The 17,482-nt window shown below is 51.7% G+C and carries 20 protein-coding genes; 5 read left to right on the forward strand and 15 right to left on the reverse strand.

Translation table 11 applies throughout. The annotated features are described in order from the left end of the window. Positions 1–73: 73 nt before the first annotated feature. Positions 74–1,456 (reverse strand): anaerobic C4-dicarboxylate transporter DcuC, encoded by a 1,383-nt coding sequence (gene dcuC, locus OGV52_RS04510; protein ID WP_287108143.1) that lies wholly within the window; start codon positions 1,454–1,456, stop codon positions 74–76. Positions 1,457–1,907: 451 nt separating this feature from the next. Between dcuC and pagP the strand changes: the two genes are divergently transcribed. Both pagP and cspE read left to right on the forward strand, forming a co-directional pair. Next, positions 1,908–2,471, forward strand: a complete 564-nt coding sequence (gene pagP, locus OGV52_RS04515) for a lipid IV(A) palmitoyltransferase PagP (RefSeq protein WP_016155963.1) — start codon at positions 1,908–1,910, stop codon at positions 2,469–2,471. A gap of 189 nt (positions 2,472–2,660) precedes the next feature. Continuing rightward, positions 2,661–2,870, forward strand: coding sequence for a transcription antiterminator/RNA stability regulator CspE (gene cspE, locus OGV52_RS04520; RefSeq protein ID WP_000034825.1), 210 nt, complete (start codon positions 2,661–2,663; stop codon positions 2,868–2,870). Between the two features lie 51 nt (positions 2,871–2,921). Here cspE and crcB read toward each other — a convergent pair whose 3' ends face one another. After that, on the reverse strand, positions 2,922–3,305 hold the full coding sequence (crcB, locus tag OGV52_RS04525; protein WP_003831281.1) for a fluoride efflux transporter CrcB: 384 nt from the start codon (positions 3,303–3,305) through the stop codon (positions 2,922–2,924). Between the two features lie 90 nt (positions 3,306–3,395). Between crcB and OGV52_RS04530 the strand changes: the two genes are divergently transcribed. Together OGV52_RS04530 and tatE are read left to right on the forward strand one after the other, a co-directional pair. Then, a complete protein-coding gene (locus OGV52_RS04530) occupies positions 3,396–4,184 on the forward strand; it encodes a deaminated glutathione amidase (protein ID WP_287108145.1) in 789 nt (262 codons plus the stop codon). 128 nt (positions 4,185–4,312) lie between these two features. After that, a complete protein-coding gene (gene tatE / locus OGV52_RS04535) occupies positions 4,313–4,516 on the forward strand; it encodes a twin-arginine translocase subunit TatE (RefSeq protein WP_016152230.1) in 204 nt (67 codons plus the stop codon). Between the two features lie 76 nt (positions 4,517–4,592). Here the strand turns inward: tatE and lipA are convergent, their stop codons facing one another. The 10 genes from lipA to OGV52_RS04585 form a co-directional block, all read right to left on the reverse strand. Next, positions 4,593–5,558 carry a lipoyl synthase gene (gene lipA, locus OGV52_RS04540; protein ID WP_003022702.1) on the reverse strand — a complete coding sequence of 322 codons (966 nt, stop codon included), beginning with the start codon at positions 5,556–5,558 and terminating at the stop codon, positions 4,593–4,595. Positions 5,559–5,764: 206 nt separating this feature from the next. Then, complete coding sequence (lipB, locus tag OGV52_RS04545; RefSeq protein WP_235116621.1) at positions 5,765–6,406, reverse strand: lipoyl(octanoyl) transferase LipB; 642 nt, start codon at positions 6,404–6,406, stop codon at positions 5,765–5,767. A gap of 93 nt (positions 6,407–6,499) precedes the next feature. Then, the gene (gene ybeD / locus OGV52_RS04550; RefSeq protein WP_003022706.1) at positions 6,500–6,763 is read right to left on the reverse strand and encodes a DUF493 family protein YbeD; all 264 of its coding nucleotides are present in this window, start codon (positions 6,761–6,763) and stop codon (positions 6,500–6,502) included. 106 nt (positions 6,764–6,869) lie between these two features. Then, entirely contained in the window at positions 6,870–8,081 is a 1,212-nt protein-coding gene (gene dacA / locus OGV52_RS04555) for a D-alanyl-D-alanine carboxypeptidase DacA (protein WP_003022711.1), read from the reverse strand. A 142-nt stretch (positions 8,082–8,223) separates the two neighbouring features. Then, the gene (rlpA, locus tag OGV52_RS04560) at positions 8,224–9,333 is read right to left on the reverse strand and encodes an endolytic peptidoglycan transglycosylase RlpA (protein WP_046274587.1); all 1,110 of its coding nucleotides are present in this window, start codon (positions 9,331–9,333) and stop codon (positions 8,224–8,226) included. Positions 9,334–9,343: 10 nt separating this feature from the next. Beyond that, a complete protein-coding gene (gene mrdB / locus OGV52_RS04565) occupies positions 9,344–10,456 on the reverse strand; it encodes a peptidoglycan glycosyltransferase MrdB (protein ID WP_006685529.1) in 1,113 nt (370 codons plus the stop codon). Positions 10,457–10,458: 2 nt separating this feature from the next. Then, positions 10,459–12,360: a peptidoglycan DD-transpeptidase MrdA gene (mrdA, locus tag OGV52_RS04570; protein WP_016152233.1), complete on the reverse strand. Its 1,902-nt coding sequence runs from the start codon at positions 12,358–12,360 to the stop codon at positions 10,459–10,461. 30 nt (positions 12,361–12,390) lie between these two features. After that, positions 12,391–12,858, reverse strand: a complete 468-nt coding sequence (gene rlmH / locus OGV52_RS04575; RefSeq protein ID WP_003022725.1) for a 23S rRNA (pseudouridine(1915)-N(3))-methyltransferase RlmH — start codon at positions 12,856–12,858, stop codon at positions 12,391–12,393. Positions 12,859–12,861: 3 nt separating this feature from the next. Further along, on the reverse strand, positions 12,862–13,179 hold the full coding sequence (gene rsfS, locus OGV52_RS04580; protein WP_003022728.1) for a ribosome silencing factor: 318 nt from the start codon (positions 13,177–13,179) through the stop codon (positions 12,862–12,864). Positions 13,180–13,433: 254 nt separating this feature from the next. Beyond that, positions 13,434–14,045, reverse strand: coding sequence for an adenosylcobalamin/alpha-ribazole phosphatase (locus tag OGV52_RS04585; RefSeq protein WP_200051410.1), 612 nt, complete (start codon positions 14,043–14,045; stop codon positions 13,434–13,436). A 96-nt stretch (positions 14,046–14,141) separates the two neighbouring features. Between OGV52_RS04585 and cobD the strand changes: the two genes are divergently transcribed. Then, positions 14,142–15,236, forward strand: a complete 1,095-nt coding sequence (gene cobD / locus OGV52_RS04590) for a threonine-phosphate decarboxylase CobD (RefSeq protein WP_200051411.1) — start codon at positions 14,142–14,144, stop codon at positions 15,234–15,236. Here cobD and nadD read toward each other — a convergent pair. From nadD to lptE, 3 genes are read right to left on the reverse strand one after another with little or no spacing between them, the layout of a single operon-like run. Continuing rightward, positions 15,211–15,852: a nicotinate-nucleotide adenylyltransferase gene (gene nadD, locus OGV52_RS04595; RefSeq protein ID WP_087121840.1), complete on the reverse strand. Its 642-nt coding sequence runs from the start codon at positions 15,850–15,852 to the stop codon at positions 15,211–15,213. The genes cobD and nadD overlap by 26 nt on opposite strands. Before the next feature lies 1 nt (position 15,853). Then, entirely contained in the window at positions 15,854–16,885 is a 1,032-nt protein-coding gene (holA, locus tag OGV52_RS04600) for a DNA polymerase III subunit delta (protein ID WP_103766010.1), read from the reverse strand. Next, positions 16,885–17,478, reverse strand: coding sequence for an LPS assembly lipoprotein LptE (gene lptE / locus OGV52_RS04605; protein WP_016152238.1), 594 nt, complete (start codon positions 17,476–17,478; stop codon positions 16,885–16,887). Before lptE ends, holA begins: the two co-directional genes overlap by 1 nt. Between the last annotated feature and the right edge of the window lie 4 nt (positions 17,479–17,482).

Raw genomic sequence — 17,482 nt, forward strand, 5'->3', positions numbered from 1 at the left:
GGATGTCTTCACTTGCCGCCTTGATGCAGCTTAAATGATTTTGCGTATCAAGGTCAGATACTGACAGTTATCGTTAACCGCCAATCAGGGCGGACGTCGCCGGCACCATCACTTCAGTTGCGATAATCACAACCAGCAGTCCAACCAGAACCGGAACCGAGGTACGTTTCACTACTTCGAACGGAGAGATCTTTGCCATCCCTGCGACAGCGACAACCACACCGGAGACCGGAGAGATTGTGCGTCCAAGGTTTGATGCCTGCAGCATCGGGATAGCCAGGTAAGCCGGGTTAATACCAGAAGAGTGCGCCAGTTTCGGGATCATCTCAACGAAGGCATAGAACGGTGCGTTACCGGACCCCGTGGTCATTGCCGCCAGCATAGTCAGGATCACCAGTACCAGCATCAGAATAATGCTCGCGGAGCCAAACGAGGTGGCGATAGAAATCAGACTCTGAATAAAGCCGATTGTGCTCAGACCCTGGGCAAAAACGCCCGCCGCGACTAACAGCATCACCACGTTAGCAAAGGCATCCGCCATACCACGGTAGGCGACTTCCAGACCCGAGAAAACCTTCTGGGTGTTGAATCCTCGTACGAACTCCAGTACAGCAGCGATGAGCATGCACAGCACCAGAATCGTAATGATATGCAGCTGTGGGGCCCATTTTCCATCGAAAATCAGGACGCCAACGATCGGGGTAAATGGCAAGATGGCGTAAAACGACGGGGCGGTAGTGGTAATTTCAGCCACATCTAACATTTCATGAGAAATGTTCTCTTTTTTATCCAGGTAACGCTGCCAGAAAAAGTGGGCAATCGCCATAGCAATGATGGCGGCAATGGAAATTGGCAGCGTGGTTTTAAACGCGAAATCGATCAGCGGCATTTCCGCGGCTTTTGCAGCCAGCACTACATCACCGGATGTTGGCGAAAGAATAATAGCGGCTGGGGAGGCGCAAATGGCCGCTGCGGCGCCACGGCTAATCCCAACGTTAACCATGATCGGGAACAATGTCGCCATCAGCAATACGCCCAGACCGGTTGCTGAAGAGACCGCCAGGGACATCAGGCAGGCGACAAAATAGGCGGCAATCATAAGCAGATAAGGTGAATTGATATACTGCAGCGGCTTAGAGGCCAGCTTAACCACCATATCATTCGCGCCAATATGCGTCATGTAGGCGGCAAAACCACACAGCATCATAATCATCATGCCGAGATCGCCGCCACGGCTCATCAGCAAAATTTTAATATATTCAACAATGTCTGTTGCCGTATAGCCCGTCGTTGCTGCGCTAGACGGCAAAACTTTATGGCCCATCAACGCACTGATAATCAGCAAAACCAGACCGCCGACAAACAGTACGCCTGTCGCGGAATAACCTTTAATGATGTAGCGCGCTACACCCACAATAACCACAACCCCAATAAGGAGTTCAATAAATGTCAACATTGTTTCCCCTGTCGCATTGCTGCCCAGAAAGTTAAAAAACTAAAAAAAGTAAAAAGTGGTGACAGAATGTGCCTAATAAACCGATAACTCTTGCTGATTGAAATCAATAAAAATACGGATTCAAGCGATGGCTAAGCCGTTTTTTCAGCATCGCGATTAAAAAAACAATATCACAATAAAAAACTGTGAAGCGCAGCGTTGGTGTGTGTGTTTTGTGGTGATATTGATGACTTATTGTTAATTTATTGTGATGTTATTTAACTCTCGCCGCAGGAAAGCACAATTTATTGGCAATAAAGAGAAAATAGTTCCTATGAAATGGCTCAGTAAATAAAGGGATAACTTATAGGCTGAGGAATATTCTGATTTTTTATTTGCGCATTTTTGTTAAGCTGACATTAAGGTTGGGTTTGCTAAAATTAATAATAAATCCCAGGATGGTAATTAAGTTGTGATTTTCGCTAAACGATATTTTCTCATTTTTTCATTTATTTTTATTCAGTTAGCTTTCACTTCCCAGGCTGCTGCTGAAGATAAAGGCTGGTTTGCTACTTTTAAAGATAATGTCAGTGAAACCTGGCAGCAGCCGGAACATTATGATCTGTATGTACCTGCTATTACCTGGCATGCGCGTTTTGCCTACGATAAAGAAAAAACGGATCGCTACAATGAACGGCCGTGGGGTGCAGGATTTGGTCAATCCCGTTGGGATGATAAAGGTAACTGGCACGGACTTTATATCATGGCGTTTAAGGATTCCTACAATAAATGGGAACCCATTGGCGGCTATGGCTGGGAAAAAACCTGGCGACCGCTGGCTGATGAAAACTTCCATACAGGTCTCGGCTTTACCGCCGGTTTCACCGCGCGTGATAACTGGAACTACATTCCGGTACCGGTGCTGTTACCGCTGGCATCAATTGGTTATGGTCCGGCAACGTTTCAGATGACCTACATTCCTGGAACGTATAACAACGGCAACGTCTACTTTGCGTGGATGCGGTTCCAGTTTTGATGGACTACCTGTATTGTCAGGTGGTTTATTGGAAAGTCTTTTAAAAACATAGCGATAGGAAGTTTAACTGAAAAATAACGCGACATTTATCACTTTTTGATAAAGTTCGACTGGACAAAGTGCACCACAATTGTTGTACTGATACCCGACACAGCATTTGTGTCTATTTTTCATGTAAAGGTAATTTTGATGTCTAAGATTAAAGGTAACGTTAAGTGGTTTAATGAGTCCAAAGGATTCGGTTTCATTACTCCGGAAGATGGCAGCAAAGATGTGTTCGTACACTTCTCTGCAATCCAGACCAATGGTTTTAAAACTCTGGCTGAAGGTCAGCGTGTAGAGTTCGAAATCACTAACGGTGCCAAAGGCCCTTCTGCTGCAAACGTAATCGCTCTGTAAGCATACGACAGCAAGCATTCAAAACCCGCTTAATTGCGGGTTTTTTTCGCTTCAATGTGCGGGAGAGGCAGAAACCAACCAGAATGCCAGGGCGGTCATCGCGAATGATCCCAACAGATTAACCAGTACATTCACCATAGCCCAACCAAAGCGTCCTTCCTGCAGTAAAAACACTACCTCAGCAGAGAAAGTGGAAAACGTTGTCAGTCCCCCGCAAAAGCCAGTAGTAATCAGCACCTTCCACATTGGGTCAATATTTGTCATGCGATTAAACCATGCCAGACCCATACCAATGATAAATGCGCCAAGTAAGTTTGCAGCCAGCGTACCGAATGGAATGGCCTGATGCAGCGGGTTAAACCGCATACTCAACATCCATCTTGCTACGCTACCTGTACCACCACCGATAAAAACTGCTAAAAGGAGTTGTAACACTGCGTAATCCTGCTATTTGATTGTATAGAGGGTGAGTGTAACGCTGAATAATTGTTGTTGGCGAGCCTAACAAAGTTTTCTGGAGGGAATATGTTCGTTGCAGCAGGGCAATTTGCCGTGGGACCTTCATGGGAAAAAAATGCAGAAACTTGCGCCTTACTGATGTCTCAGGCTGCAGGAGAGGGGGCGTCGCTACTGGTATTACCGGAGGCATTGCTGGCGCGTGACGATTTAGACCCTGACCTGTCAGTGAAATCAGCTCAGCTTTTGGAAGGCGGGTTTCTGACGTATTTGTTGCGAGAAAGCGCACAAAATGAGATGACGACAATCCTGACGATTCATGTTCCCTCTGTGCCAGGCCGGGCATTTAACATGCTGGTGGCGCTACGGGCTGGTCGGGTAGTGGCCCATTACGCTAAATTACATCTCTATGATGCCTTTTCGATTCAGGAGTCACGTAATGTCGATGCAGGGGACGCCATAGCGCCGCTGCTGGAGGTAGGCGGAGTAAAAGTAGGGCTAATGACCTGCTATGACCTGCGCTTCCCTGAGCTGGCGCTGGCGCTCGCGTTGCAGGGGGCTGAGATTCTCGTTTTACCTGCGGCTTGGGTGCGGGGATCGTTAAAAGAGCATCATTGGGCCACGCTTTTGGCGGCAAGAGCGCTGGATGCCACGTGTTATCTGGTTGCGGCCGGAGAATGCGGCAACAAGAATATCGGCCAAAGCCGGGTCATCGATCCCTTTGGCGTGACTATTGCGGCGGCGGCTGAAACGCCCGCGCTCATTATGGCCGAGGTTTCCGCCGAGCGGGTCAGGCAGGTCAGGGCACAACTTCCGGTGTTAAGTAACCGACGCTTTGCGCCACCGCAATTATTATGACGTTTTTTTAAACAAGGCTTGATTCACCTTGTTACAGATTGCTATTGTGTGCGCGCGTCGAAAGGCCGTTAATATTCTCAGGTTAATATGGCGCTTTATGTAGCCTGGTTTAAGTCAAGAAGGTATCTATGGGTGAGATTAGTATTACCAAACTGCTGGTGGTTGCCGCACTGGTTGTTCTGCTGTTTGGTACCAAGAAGTTACGTACTCTGGGTGGAGACCTGGGGACGGCAATCAAGGGCTTCAAGAAAGCAATGAACGACGATAATGCCGATGCCAAGAAAGAGGCTGATGGTAGCGTTCAGGCTGAGAAGCTTTCTCATAAAGAGTAATTCTGCAAACTCTGCATGAAAAAAACCGGCGATTTGCCGGTTTTTTATTGCTGATATGTAAGTGAGTATTACACGATTACTTCACTTCCAGCCCTTTGGCCTGCATGTCAGCATGGTATGAAGAGCGCACGAATGGACCGCAAGCAGCGTGGGTAAAGCCCATAGCCATGGCTTCTGCTTTCATCTCATCGAACTCATCCGGGCTTACATAGCGTTGAACCGGGAGGTGATGGCGGCTTGGCTGTAAATACTGCCCCAGCGTCAGCATGGTCACGCCATGGCTGCGCAGGTCTCGCATGACCTCAATGATTTCAGCATTAGTTTCACCCAGACCCACCATCAGACCCGATTTGGTCGGAATCTCCGGGTGCGCTTCCTTAAAGCGTTCCAGAAGCTTCAGCGACCAGTTGTAGTCAGCCCCAGGGCGTACATTACGATAAATACGCGGTACGTTTTCGAGGTTGTGGTTAAACACGTCCGGCGGTGTGGCTGTGAGGATATCCAGCGCGCGATCCATACGACCACGGAAGTCAGGCACCAGCGTTTCGATTTTAATCGACGGACTTTTCTCACGAATCGCGGTGATGCAGTCAGCAAAGTGCTGAGCGCCGCCGTCACGCAGATCGTCGCGGTCAACGGAGGTAATCACGACATAGCGCAGCGCCATGTCCGCAATTGTCTGAGCCAGTTTTAACGGCTCGTTGGCGTCAGGAGCAACCGGACGGCCATGGGCAACGTCACAGAATGGGCAACGGCGAGTACAGATTGCGCCGAGGATCATAAAGGTTGCTGTTCCGTGATTGAAACATTCAGCCAGGTTAGGGCAGGAAGCTTCTTCGCAGACAGAGTGCAGGCCATTTTTGCGCATTGCCGCTTTGATGCCCTGGATGCGAGTGGAGTCCGCTGGCAGTTTTATTTTCATCCATTCCGGTTTACGCAGCAGGGCTTCACGCTCTGTTGCCACATTTTTTACCGGGATAAGAGCCATCTTATCGGCATCGCGGTATTTAACACCGCGTTCCATCACAATGGGTTTACTCATAGCTTGCGTGTTCCAGTTGCGAATTACGAAGGAAAGCGTTTCAATTCAAGGGAATGTTGCATTTATCAACTATTTTTGAATTAGTGATACGCAGTATATCATTGAAACGGGCCAGAAAGCAGCCTGACAGGCTGGCAAAATGTAAAATAGTTGTTGTTTTGTGCCATTTGCCACAACATATGCCGTGGCAAAGTATGACCGTATTTTCAGTTCGCAATGTACTCGTGCGGTGGGTTACCCAACAGCGCGAGAATGTTGGCCAGCAGGCGGGGGCGAATGCTTTCGGTCGTGGCTGTGCTATCCCACTGCGATACTTTCGCCATCTCCATCCCGGCATAACCACAAGGATTGATACGCAGGAAAGGCGACAAGTCCATATCCACGTTGAGCGCTAAGCCGTGAAATGAACATCCTTTACGGATACGTAATCCCAAAGAACAGATTTTCTTCTCACCCACGTATACGCCAGGCGCATCGGCTCGCGGGTGGGCGTCAATGCCGATTTCGGCAAGGGTATTCACGACGGTTTGCTCCAGCAGCGTAACCAGTTCGCGAACGCCAAGTTTACGACGCTTCAGGTTCAACAGCACATACATGACCTGTTGGCCTGGCCCGTGGTAGGTCACCTGACCGCCACGATCGCTCTGGATCACCGGAATATCTCCCGGCATCAATACGTGCTCAGCTTTACCTGCCTGACCCTGGGTGAAGACAGGATAATGCTCTACCAGCCAGATTTCATCATGACTGTTTTCATCACGGGTATCGGTAAATTCATGCATGGCTAGAGAGACTGGCTCGTAAGGTTGAAGACCGAGCTGGCGGACCAGAATTTTATCCTGATACAAAACGGCATCTCCGTAGAGAATGTTAAAGAGGGGAAAAGTATATCACAGGGGGGGGTTACCCGAGCGGGGATGCAGCGGGTAACCGACAGGTTTTTACAGCACCATGCGTACGATATCGATATTGCCTAATTCTTCGTACAGCGTTTCAACCTGCTCAATGTGTGTAGCAGTGATGGTGATTGAGACCGAGTGGTAGTTGCCTTTGCTGCTCGGTTTTACCGTCGGAGAGTAATCACCTGGCGCATGGCGCTGTACCACTTCAACCACCTGATCAACCAGCTCAGGCAACGCCTGCCCCATTACTTTGTAAGTAAATGGAGTAGGGAATTCAAGCAGTTCGTTAAGTTTGGTTTTCATGTCAGCTCCGGCGTTACATCAAAAAATAATAACTCCCACTGCGCGTGGGAGTTATCTGGATACCTAGTATATGGGGACGTAAATCACACTTTCAAGTGTTCGATTTTTAGCCAAACCAGTGATGGAACATTAATTTAATGTAATCAATGATTTTCCCAAAGAAGTTGCCTTCAGGGATTTCCTGCAGCACCACCAGCGGGCGCTGTTCAATGGTTTTGCCATCCAACTGGAAGTTGATAGTGCCGACAACCTGGTTTTTCTGCAGCGGGGCGTGCAGTTCAGTGGTGTTCAACACATAGCTGGCTTTCAGGTCTTTCATGCGGCCGCGCGGAATGGTCAGGTAGACGTCTTTATCAACGCCTAACGACGCACGATCGGTGTTACCAAACCAGGCGGGTTCTGAGGCAAATTCTTTACCCACTTTCAACGGGTTCACGGTTTCGAAGAAACGGAAGCCCCAGGTCAGCAGTTTTTTACTTTCGGTTTCTCGGCCTTTATAGGTGCGACCACCCATAACGGCGGAGATCAGACGCATCTGGCCTTCGGTTGCGGATGCAACGAGGTTATAGCCAGCCTTATCGGTGTGACCGGTTTTGATACCGTCGACATTCAGGCTGTTATCCCACAGCAGGCCGTTGCGGTTTAACTGACGAATGCCGTTAAAAGTGAACTCTTTTTCTTTATAGATAGAGTATTCGTTAGGCACGTCACGAATCAGAGCCTGACCAATCATCGCCATGTCGCGAGCCGAGCTGTACTGACCGTCAGCATCGAGACCATGAACGGTCTGGAAGTGGGTGTTTTTCAGGCCCAGCGCATTCACATAGCTGTTCATCAGGCCGACGAAAGCATCCTGGCTACCGGCTGCGAAGTCTGCCATCGCCACGCACGCGTCGTTTCCGGATTGCAGGTTAATACCACGGATCAGCTGAGAAACAGGAACCTGCATGCCTGGCTTGAGGAACATCAGCGATGAACCTTTGAAGACCGGGTTGCCCGTAGCCCATGCGTCATTGCCGACGGTGACCAGATCGGTTTCTTTGAATTTCCCGGCTTTCATCGCCTGGCCGATGACGTAGCTGGTCATCATTTTGGTCAGACTGGCGGGGTCGCGGCGAGTGTCTGCGTTCTGTTCTGCCAGAACTTTACCTGAATTGTAATCAATCAGGATATACGACTCCGCATCGATCTGCGGAACACCCGGGATCATGGTTTTAATATTCAGGTCATCGGCATGGGCAGCAGAGAGAGAGGCTGCGCAGAGAGCCGCGGTGAGCGCCATACGCTGCACGAAACGAGCGGAAAAAGTGGTCTTCATGGTCTGAACTACGACGTCCGTGATGAAATTAAAAAAAGTGCCCTACTATAGCAAATGCATAACTGGCAGGCATCTGACTTTCCGCGTGACTTTGTTAATGTCATTTACAGAAACTGACAGTTCAGATACCTGATTTACGTTATTACACGCCGGTGATGAAGGACTGTAATTGCGCCTCGGATTGAAGACGCTGCTGCAATGTGGAGGCTTCAGCTTTGCTGGCAAACGGCCCCATCTGGATACGCCAGACTGCGCCGTTTTGTACCACCCGGCCAGGAACGCCAAACTGCTGGCTTAAACGCTTTTGATACTGCTGCGCGCGCGACTGCTCGCTGACTGCGCCAACCTGAACCACATAGCGTCCGTTGGCAGTTGCCGCAGGCGCAGGGGCTGTGACGGCTGCTGGTGTTGTTGCCGGCGCGGTTGACGTGACCGGTGCGGTGGTTGTCGATTGCGGCGCCGGAGTCGGCTCGCTGCTTTCCAGCACGCCTGATGCGAGCGTGGTTGGCGCACCGAGGAATCCACTGCTGTTTACTGGCGCACCGGTTGGATCATCGCTTTTCAGCGTGGAATTACTGATCGGACGAATATCGCCTTGCGGCTGACCTGCATCTGATGGCGAAGGCATGCTTCCCATATTGCCGCCACCGCTTAAATCAGGACGCGCAGGCAAGGCATAAGTTTGTTTCGCGACCGTGGTACAAGCCATACCCGGTCCGGACAATGAACCATCCTGGGCGACGATGATTGGGTCGATACGCACTTTAGTGTTGTTGGAGGTGTTCAGACGATCGGCTGCGGCGCGCGAAAGTGAAATCACGCGATCGTTGCCATAAGGCCCGCGATCGTTAATGCGCACGACGATCATCCTGCCGTTCGCCAGATTGGTAATTCTGGCATAGCTGGGGACAGGCAGCGTCGGATGCGCAGCGGTCAGCTGCATCGGATCGAACGCTTCGCCAGATGCGGTTAAGTTGCTTCCTGGTTCCGCATCATAGATAGCGGCAAGTCCGGCCTGGCTAAAGCGGGAGGGATCCTGCACGATTTTGTAGCTTTTACCATCACGCTGGTAGTCCTGATTCGCCGTTGGGTTCAGGGGTTCAAAGCGCGGATCAGCCCCGCTGATTTCAACAATCGGACCATTACACACCGCAGGCTGCGGTGCGACAGCAACCTGTTGCTGACCATCATCACTCGAACACGCCGCGAGCATTCCTGCTGCGATGCAGATACCAAGCCACTGCTTACGCATTGCGTACCCCTTACACGCTTTTCGACAACATTTTTCTATGGGTGTGGATCGACATAACAATCCCGAACCCGGCCATCAGCACGATAAGTGCCGAGCCTCCGTAACTGACCAGTGGGAGTGGAACCCCAACCACGGGCAGAATACCGCTCACCATACCAATATTTACGAAGACATAAACGAATAATATCAACATTAAGCCACCCGCCATGACGCGACCAAAGGTGGTTTGCGCGCGGGCAGCGATCCATAATCCGCGCATAATCAGCAAAATGTAGAGCGTCAACAGAATCAAGATCCCCACCAGACCCAGCTCTTCCGCTAAGACTGCAAAGATAAAGTCGGTGTGGCGTTCGGGTAAAAACTCAAGCTGCGACTGTGTACCATGCAGCCAGCCTTTACCGCGTAACCCGCCGGAGCCAATAGCAATTTTAGACTGAATTATGTGATAACCCGCGCCCAGCGGATCGGTTTCCGGGTCGAGCAGCATCATGACGCGCTGACGCTGGTAATCATGCATCAGGAAGAACCACAGTATCGGGATAAACGCCGCGACCAGAACTACCGCAACGCCGATTAAGCGCCAGCTCAAACCAGAAAGGAACAAGACAAACAGACCGGAAAGGGCGACCAGAATTGAGGTGCCGAGGTCAGGTTGGGCGGCGACCAGCAGCGTGGGCATAAAAATCAGCACCAGCGCAATGGCGGTATTTTTTAGCGATGGTGGGCAAACGTCACGGTTAATAAAGCGCGCAACCATCAGCGGCACGGCGATTTTGGCAATTTCAGAAGGCTGAAAACGCACGATACCCAAATCCAGCCAGCGCTGCGCACCTTTGGAAATGGCGCCGAAGGCGTCTACCGCCACCAACAGAATGATGCAAAAGATATAGAGATAGGGCGCCCAGCCCTCATACACCCGGGGGGGAATTTGCGCCATCACTACCATGATGACCAGGCCCATTGCGATCTGGCCGACTTTGCGCTCCATCATGCCAATATCCTGGCCGCTGGCGCTCCAGATGACCAGTGAGCTGTAAACCAGCAAAGCCAGCAAAATAAGCAACATTGTGGGATCGATGTGGATTTTGTCCCAGAATGTTTTTTTGTTCGGATTATCCGTCACGATTATTGGTCCTCCGCTGCTGCAACCGCTGGGTTTTCCGCAGGCAGATTGGTGTTGTTGTCGCCCAACATAATATGGTCAAGGATCTGGCGCATAATGGTACCCACCGCCGGACCCGCACCGCCGTTTTCAAGGATCATGGCGACAGCGACCTGGGGTTTATCATAGGGGGCGAAGGCCGTCATCAGCTTGTGGTCACGTAAACGCTCGGCGATCTTATGTGCGTTATAGGTTTCATTAGCTTTCAGGCCAAAGACCTGCGCGGTACCGGATTTCGCCGCAATTTTGTAAGGCGCGCCAGCAAAATACTTATGCGCAGTTCCGTTAGGGCGGTTCGCAACACCGTACATACCGTCTTTCGCGATTTCCCAGTAACCAGAATGAATATCGCCAACGGGCGGTTCGTGCGGCTGTACCCACGGCACCTGCTTGCCGTTTTCTGCCGTGCTCATCAGCAGATGCGGGACTTTTATCAAACCGTCGTTGATAAGGATCATCAGCGCTTTACTCATCTGGATTGGGGTTGCTGTCCAGTAACCCTGGCCGATGCCGACGGGAATGGTATCACCCTGATACCATGGCTTTTTAAACCGTTTTTGTTTCCACTCGCGGGTTGGCATATTGCCGGAGCGCTCTTCGGCAAGATCGATGCCCGTATATTTGCCGTAGCCAAATTTGCTCATCCACTCGGAAAGCCGGTCAATCCCCATATCATAGGCGATTTGATAGAAAAACGTATCCGCGGACTCTTCCAGAGAGCGGGTGATATTCAGATGGCCGTGCCCCCACTTTTTCCAGTCGCGGTAACGTTTTTCAGAGCCCGGTAGCTGCCACCAGCCCGGATCGAACAGGCCGGTATTGCGGGTGATGACGCCTGCGCTTAACGCAGAAACCGCAACGTAAGGTTTAACCGTCGAAGCAGGGGGGTAAACACCCTGTGTGGCGCGGTTAACCAAGGGGGTGTTCGGGTCATTGAGCAACCCGGAGTAATCTTTACTGGAGATACCATCCACGAACAGATTCGGGTCATAGCTCGGCATAGATACCAGCGCCAGAACGCCACCGGTACGCGGGTCGGTAACCACCACGGCGGCACGACTGCCCGCCAGCAGCGTTTCAATATACTGCTGGAGTTTCAAATCAAGGGTGAGATAGATATCGTGCCCGGCCTGCGGCGCCACTTCTTTCAGCTGGCGAATGACGCGGCCGCGGTTGTTCACTTCAACTTCTTCATACCCGGTTTGGCCGTGAAGCACGTCCTCATAATAGCGTTCAATACCCAGCTTGCCGATGTCATGCGTTGCCGCGTAGTTAGCCAGCTTGCCGTCTTTGTCCAGGCGGTCTACGTCTTTATCGTTGATCTTCGATACGTAGCCAATTACGTGGGTCAGCGCAGAGCCGTATGGGTAATAGCGGCGTTTATAGCCTTTAACTTCGACCCCAGGAAAGCGATATTGATTCACGGCAAAGCGTGCGACCTGAACTTCAGTCAGGTTGGTTTTTACCGGAATAGAGGTGAAACGGTGTGAACGGGCGCGCTCTTTTTTAAAGGCAGCAATATCGTCGTCCGTCAGGTCTACGACGTTACGCAGCGCGTCGAGGGTATCCTGAATGTTGTCTACCTTTTCCGGCATCATTTCTATCTGATAAATGGTGCGGTTAAGGGCGAGAGGTATTCCGTTGCGGTCATAAATGATGCCGCGACTCGGCGCGATAGGCACCAGTTTGATGCGGTTTTCGTTCGAACGGGTCTGATAATCAGTGAAGCGAACGATTTGCAGATTATAAAGGTTGGCGATCAGCACGCCGGTTAGCAGCAAAATCCCCAAAAAAGCGACCAGCGCCCGGCGCACAAACAGCGCGGACTCAGCCGAATAGTCGCGAAAAGAATTCTGTAGTTTCATCCGCTGCTTAATCTACTCAAGAATCAATGATCACTCACGGTGATAAGGATGGTTGGTGGTAATGCTCCACGCCCTGTACAGACTCTCCGCAACCAGAACCCGAACAAGAGGGTGTGGAAGGGTTAATGCAGAGAGTGACCAGCTTTGTTCCGCTGCGGCTTTACAGGCAGGAGAGAGACCTTCCGGCCCGCCAATTAACAGGCTGACGTCACGACCGTCCAGTTTCCAGCGCTCCAGTTCGGTCGCCAACTGCGGCGTGTCCCAGGGTTTACCCGGGATATCAAGGGTGACGATGCGGTTTTTGCCTGCGGCAGCCAGCATCTGCTCACCCTCTTTGTCGAGAATGCGTTTAATGTCCGCGTTCTTGCCGCGCTTTCCTGCCGGGATTTCGATCAGCTCAAAGGGCATATCTTTCGGAAACCGACGGAGATACTCGGTAAATCCGGTTTGTACCCAGTCAGGCATTTTCGTACCCACAGCGACAAGTTGCAGCTTCACGCATTAACTCCAGAGTTTTTCCAGTTCATACAGGCGACGACTCTCTTCCTGCATCACGTGGACAATCACATCGCCGAGGTCAACGACGATCCAGTCAGCGACATTCTCGCCTTCCACGCCGAGCGGCAGCAGGCCAGCAGTGCGGGACTCCTGAACCACGTGGTCTGCAATAGACATAACGTGACGGCTGGATGTACCGGTGCAGATAATCATGCAATCAGTGATGCTGGATTTGCCCTGAACGTCTAAGGCGATGATGTCTTGACCTTTCAGGTCATCAATTTTGTCGATTACAAAATCCTGGAGTGCTTTACCCTGCAAGTGTTCCCCCTGGGTGAAAAGAGTTAAAAACGTCTGTTAGTATACCTGAACCAGAGGCGATATCGGGACAAATGTCTCCGAATGCGCTTGTGAAGTGCGCTATCATCCCACCCCACGCCACAGAATGCATCGCCATTTTTGTAAAACAATTTCTGCAAAGCTCTGAAGGGCGGGAAAAGTCAGGCTGCGGAGAATAACAGCCTGTCATGGGGTGTCAATGGGAGAGAGGCCCTTCGGCATAAAAAACAGCGTTTTCACTCCCCGTCGCGCCATACGGCCCGGCTGTTAAGCACTTTCAGAACCGCAAAATCGTCACAAAAATCAATTGCGCTCCAGCAGCCTTGTTCGACGCGGAAATGCCACATTGCCGCAGCGGGCATGGACAGCAGACGGGCGATCAACACGCTCAGCACGCCTTGATGACTCACCACCAGCAGATTTTGACACGCTTTATAATCAGCAAGCTGGGCAATGAAACGTTCCACTCGCTGGGAAAACGCCTGAAAACCTTCGCCATTGGTGGGCGTCGCATTCTGCCAGTCGTTACACCACACGGCGTAATTTTCGGCGTCTTCGCGCGCCAGATCGCGATGGTGACGCATTTCCCAGTCACCAAAAAACATCTCATTAAGCTCAGGCATGTTGCGCACAGGAACTTCACGTTCCGCCAGAATCAACTGCGTTGTATGGTGGGCGCGTTCCAGTTCGCTGCACAGAACGTTGTCGACAGGGACATTGCGTAACAGCGTACCCAGCGTTTGTGCCTGAGCGATCCCCCGTTCCGTTAGCGGTGTGGGGGCATGGCCGCTATATAAACCAGCGACATTGGCTTCGGTTTCGCCATGACGTACTAACCAGAGTCTCATGTTTTCCTCGTGAGGCTATTCGCACAAAATATGATGTTTGCCCTGATTGCGCAGTGATTTTTCACTAAAATACCCTTTTTTACGTGGAGCGGCACGATGTCTTTATTGAAGAGCGCACATGGCGGTAACACCCGAGAAGCCGCCGAATTGTTGGGCATCTTGCCTGAGCAGTTGCTGGATTTTAGCGCGAATATTAACCCGCTGGGTATGCCAGTAAGTTTAAAACGGGCGATTATCGACAATCTGGACTGCACGGAGCGTTACCCGGATGTCGATTACGCGCAACTGCATGCCGCGCTGGCGGAGCATCATCAAATTCCGTCCTCGTGGATCCTGGCCGGGAACGGTGAAACCGAATCCATTTTTACCCTGGTGCATGGCCTGAAGCCACGCCACGCGATGATCGTGACGCCCGGGTTTGCGGAATATCGTCGGGCGCTGCAATGGGGAGAGTGTACGATCCATGAGTTTGCGCTGTGCGAAGACGATGGCTGGCAGCTTACCGATGCGATCCTCGATGCGTTAACGCCTGAGCTGGACTGCCTGTTTCTCTGTACGCCCAATAATCCCACCGGGTTGTTGCCCGAAACCCGCCTGCTGCGTGAAATTGCCACGCGTTGCGAGTCGCTGGGGATCGCCCTGATCCTTGATGAAGCGTTTATCGATTTTATTGCCGGGGAGTCGGGGTTTATCCCGTTACTGCACGAGAACCCGCATATTTGGGTGCTGCGTTCGCTCACCAAGTTCTATGCGATCCCGGGACTGCGTCTGGGGTATCTGGTCAACAGTAACGAACAGGCGGTTGCACAGATGCGCAGCCAACAAATGCCGTGGTCAATTAATGCGTTTGCTGCCCTGGCTGGCGAGATTATCTTACGCGATAGCGCGTATCAGCGGGCTACCTGGAAATGGCTGGAACAAGAGGGGGAGCGGTTTGATCATCAACTGCAAGATCTGCCCGGCCTGACGGCGTATCCCGGCCGGGCAAATTATCGTTTATTACGCTGCGATCGTGCGGATATGGATCTGCAACTTGCGTTGCTGAAACAGCATGTCTTGATTCGCAGTTGCGCCAATTATCCGGGGCTGGATGCGCGCTATTATCGGGTAGCCGTTCGCAGCCAGGAAGAGAATAACCGCCTGCTGACGGCCTTACGCAAGGCGCTTAGCGGTACAGTCCCTGTTGATTGATATAGTCAAGCACCGCGTCTGGCATCAGGTCGTCGCACGGCTCGCCCTTTTCCAGGCGCTCACGGATGAGCGTGGCGGAGATGTTAAACCACGGCGTTTCGGCCAGGTAAATTTTCCCGCAAGGCAGGTTGTGCAGGTCATCTGCTGAATGGGTCAGATGATCCTCCAGCCATTGCTGGTGTTTTTCCTGCGCCATTTCGAGTGGATAGCCCGGACGTCGGCACACGATGAGGTGGGTATTACCCAGAATCGTGTGGTAGTCATGCCAGGAAGGGAAGGTTAGCAGCGAATCCTGACCAATGATAAACGCTAATGGCACGTTCGGGCCTTGCTCCTCGCGCCACTCTTTTAGCGTTTGCGCGGTGTAGGAGGCGGTATCGCGTTTCAGCTCGCGTTCATCCAGGGAAAACAGCGGTTTATCAGCAATGGCCAGTTCAACCATACGCTTACGTTGCTCACCGGACGCTTCGGGCTGCGCACGATGTGGCGGCACGTTATTGGGCATGATGATGACCCGGGAAAGGCCAATCAGATTCGCCAGAATTTCAACCGGTTTAAGATGACCGTAATGCACCGGATCAAAGGTGCCACCGAACAGAGCCTGCAATGATTTCATATCAACCATCAATAAAAACATCGGCCAGCGATTTATGACAGAGCAAAAGGGAAAGCCCCTCAAGTTCCGCCCACACTGACTGACCATAGTCTTGTTTAAGCGTAATTTCCGTACGCGTTAAAAGCGTAACAGCCTGACGCAGTTGCGCCGGGTTCATCCGGTTTAGCGCATCTCCCATCATGCCCCGGCGATTTTGCCACACCCGGTGTTTATCAAACAACGTGCGCAAAGGCGTATGGGCCGACTGCCGTTTCAAGTTAACCAGCAACAGTAACTCACGCTGGATCGTTCGCAGCAAAATAACCGGCTCGCTACCTTCCAGGCGTAGCTGCTGCAGAATGTGCAGCGCGCGTTTGCTTTTGCCCATTAGCAGCGCGTCTACCCAGTGGAATGGGGTAAAGTGCGCGGCATCGTTAACCGCTTTCTCCACGCGAGGCAGCGTTAGCTTGCCGTCAGGCCAAAGCAACGCTAATCGTTCCAGCGCTTGCGCCAGTGCTAACAAATTACCTTCATAGCAATAGCACAAAAGCTGATTGGCCGCGTCATCCAGTTGCAGGTTATTAAGTTTCGCCCTGGCGGCAACCCAGCGAGGAAGCTGTGCTTGTTCCGGCGTCTGGCAGCTTACCTGAACCGCGTTATTCGCAAGCCCCGTATACCATGCGGCGTTTTCCTGTGCCCTGGTGAGTTTGTTGCCGCGAACTATCAGCAGCAGATCGTCATGTAACAGAGTGACGAGTGACGCGAGCTGTTCATTAATGGCGGCATTAGGGCCATTTTCAGGCAATTGCAGAAGCAGGGTTTGACGGCTGGCAAACAGGCTCATCGCCTGGCAGAGTGAAAAAATCTCTCCCCAGTCGGTGCTGTTGTCCAGAGTGAAGGCGTGGTGTTCTTCGAATCCTTGTGTTGCGGCAGCCTGACGGATGGCATCCTGGCTTTCCTGCAATAAGAGGGGATCGTTGCCCAAGAGTAAATACGCCGCGCGCAGCCCTTCATTGAGCTGTGCGCGGAGTTGTTCAGGGTACAACTTGAGCATCAGTTACCCAGCGTGGTGGAGACACGCGCCGGAGATGACGCAGGCGCTGCGGTTTTATTCACCGCAGGCTCAGCATCAGCATTGGATGACTGAGTATCGGCCAGATGTACGCTTGGCAGCTTACGAATCAACTGTTCAGCCGCTTTGTCATACATCTCTTTTATGATCATGTCCTGCTCGTTATCCTTCGCCAGTGCAGCCTGTGGGTTGTCAAAGAACGAACGATAAACTTTGGCGCTGATTGGGTAAATATCATGACCTGGAATCAGCACAGTAGCACTTACGGACATCACCATCTGGTATTCAGCCGTTTGACCGTTCTGGAATACCGATGCCGTATCCTGCGAAAGGCTGACCGCACCCAGACGTAAGGACGTCACATCTTTACGCATGGTACCGTCTTCAAGCAGCGTAACGCCGTTCAGACGCAGCTGATTACGCACCGCGCGGCTTAACGGGCCGTTCGGATCGCCAGAGTTCAGGATCATGGTTTTCATTGAGGGTGGAACCTGCGTAGTACTACGCAGATGCCAGCCACACCCGGCGGTGACAAGCACCGCCAGCGATAACAACAATGTTGTCAGAAGTCGCACGCTT

This window comes from Citrobacter sp. Cb041 (genome assembly GCF_030336655.1).
Lineage (GTDB): Bacteria > Pseudomonadota > Gammaproteobacteria > Enterobacterales > Enterobacteriaceae > Citrobacter > Citrobacter braakii.

Excerpts from the sequence above, each read along its gene's own strand:
- dcuC (WP_287108143.1), bottom strand. The coding sequence starts at position 1,456 with ATGTTGACATTTATTGAACTCCTTATTGGGGTTGTGGTTATTGTGGGT.
- rlpA (WP_046274587.1), bottom strand. The coding sequence starts at position 9,333 with ATGCGTAAGCAGTGGCTTGGTATCTGCATCGCAGCAGGAATGCTCGCG.
- holA (WP_103766010.1), bottom strand. The coding sequence starts at position 16,885 with ATGCTCAAGTTGTACCCTGAACAACTCCGCGCACAGCTCAATGAAGGG.
- dacA (WP_003022711.1), bottom strand. The coding sequence starts at position 8,081 with ATGAAGACCACTTTTTCCGCTCGTTTCGTGCAGCGTATGGCGCTCACC.
- mrdA (WP_016152233.1), bottom strand. The coding sequence starts at position 12,360 with ATGAAACTACAGAATTCTTTTCGCGACTATTCGGCTGAGTCCGCGCTG.
- OGV52_RS04530 (WP_287108145.1), top strand. The coding sequence starts at position 3,396 with ATGTTCGTTGCAGCAGGGCAATTTGCCGTGGGACCTTCATGGGAAAAA.
- nadD (WP_087121840.1), bottom strand. The coding sequence starts at position 15,852 with ATGAAATCATTGCAGGCTCTGTTCGGTGGCACCTTTGATCCGGTGCAT.
- ybeD (WP_003022706.1), bottom strand. The coding sequence starts at position 6,763 with ATGAAAACCAAACTTAACGAACTGCTTGAATTCCCTACTCCATTTACT.
- cobD (WP_200051411.1), top strand. The coding sequence starts at position 14,142 with ATGTCTTTATTGAAGAGCGCACATGGCGGTAACACCCGAGAAGCCGCC.
- lipA (WP_003022702.1), bottom strand. The coding sequence starts at position 5,558 with ATGAGTAAACCCATTGTGATGGAACGCGGTGTTAAATACCGCGATGCC.
- cspE (WP_000034825.1), top strand. The coding sequence starts at position 2,661 with ATGTCTAAGATTAAAGGTAACGTTAAGTGGTTTAATGAGTCCAAAGGA.
- tatE (WP_016152230.1), top strand. The coding sequence starts at position 4,313 with ATGGGTGAGATTAGTATTACCAAACTGCTGGTGGTTGCCGCACTGGTT.
- OGV52_RS04585 (WP_200051410.1), bottom strand. The coding sequence starts at position 14,045 with ATGAGACTCTGGTTAGTACGTCATGGCGAAACCGAAGCCAATGTCGCT.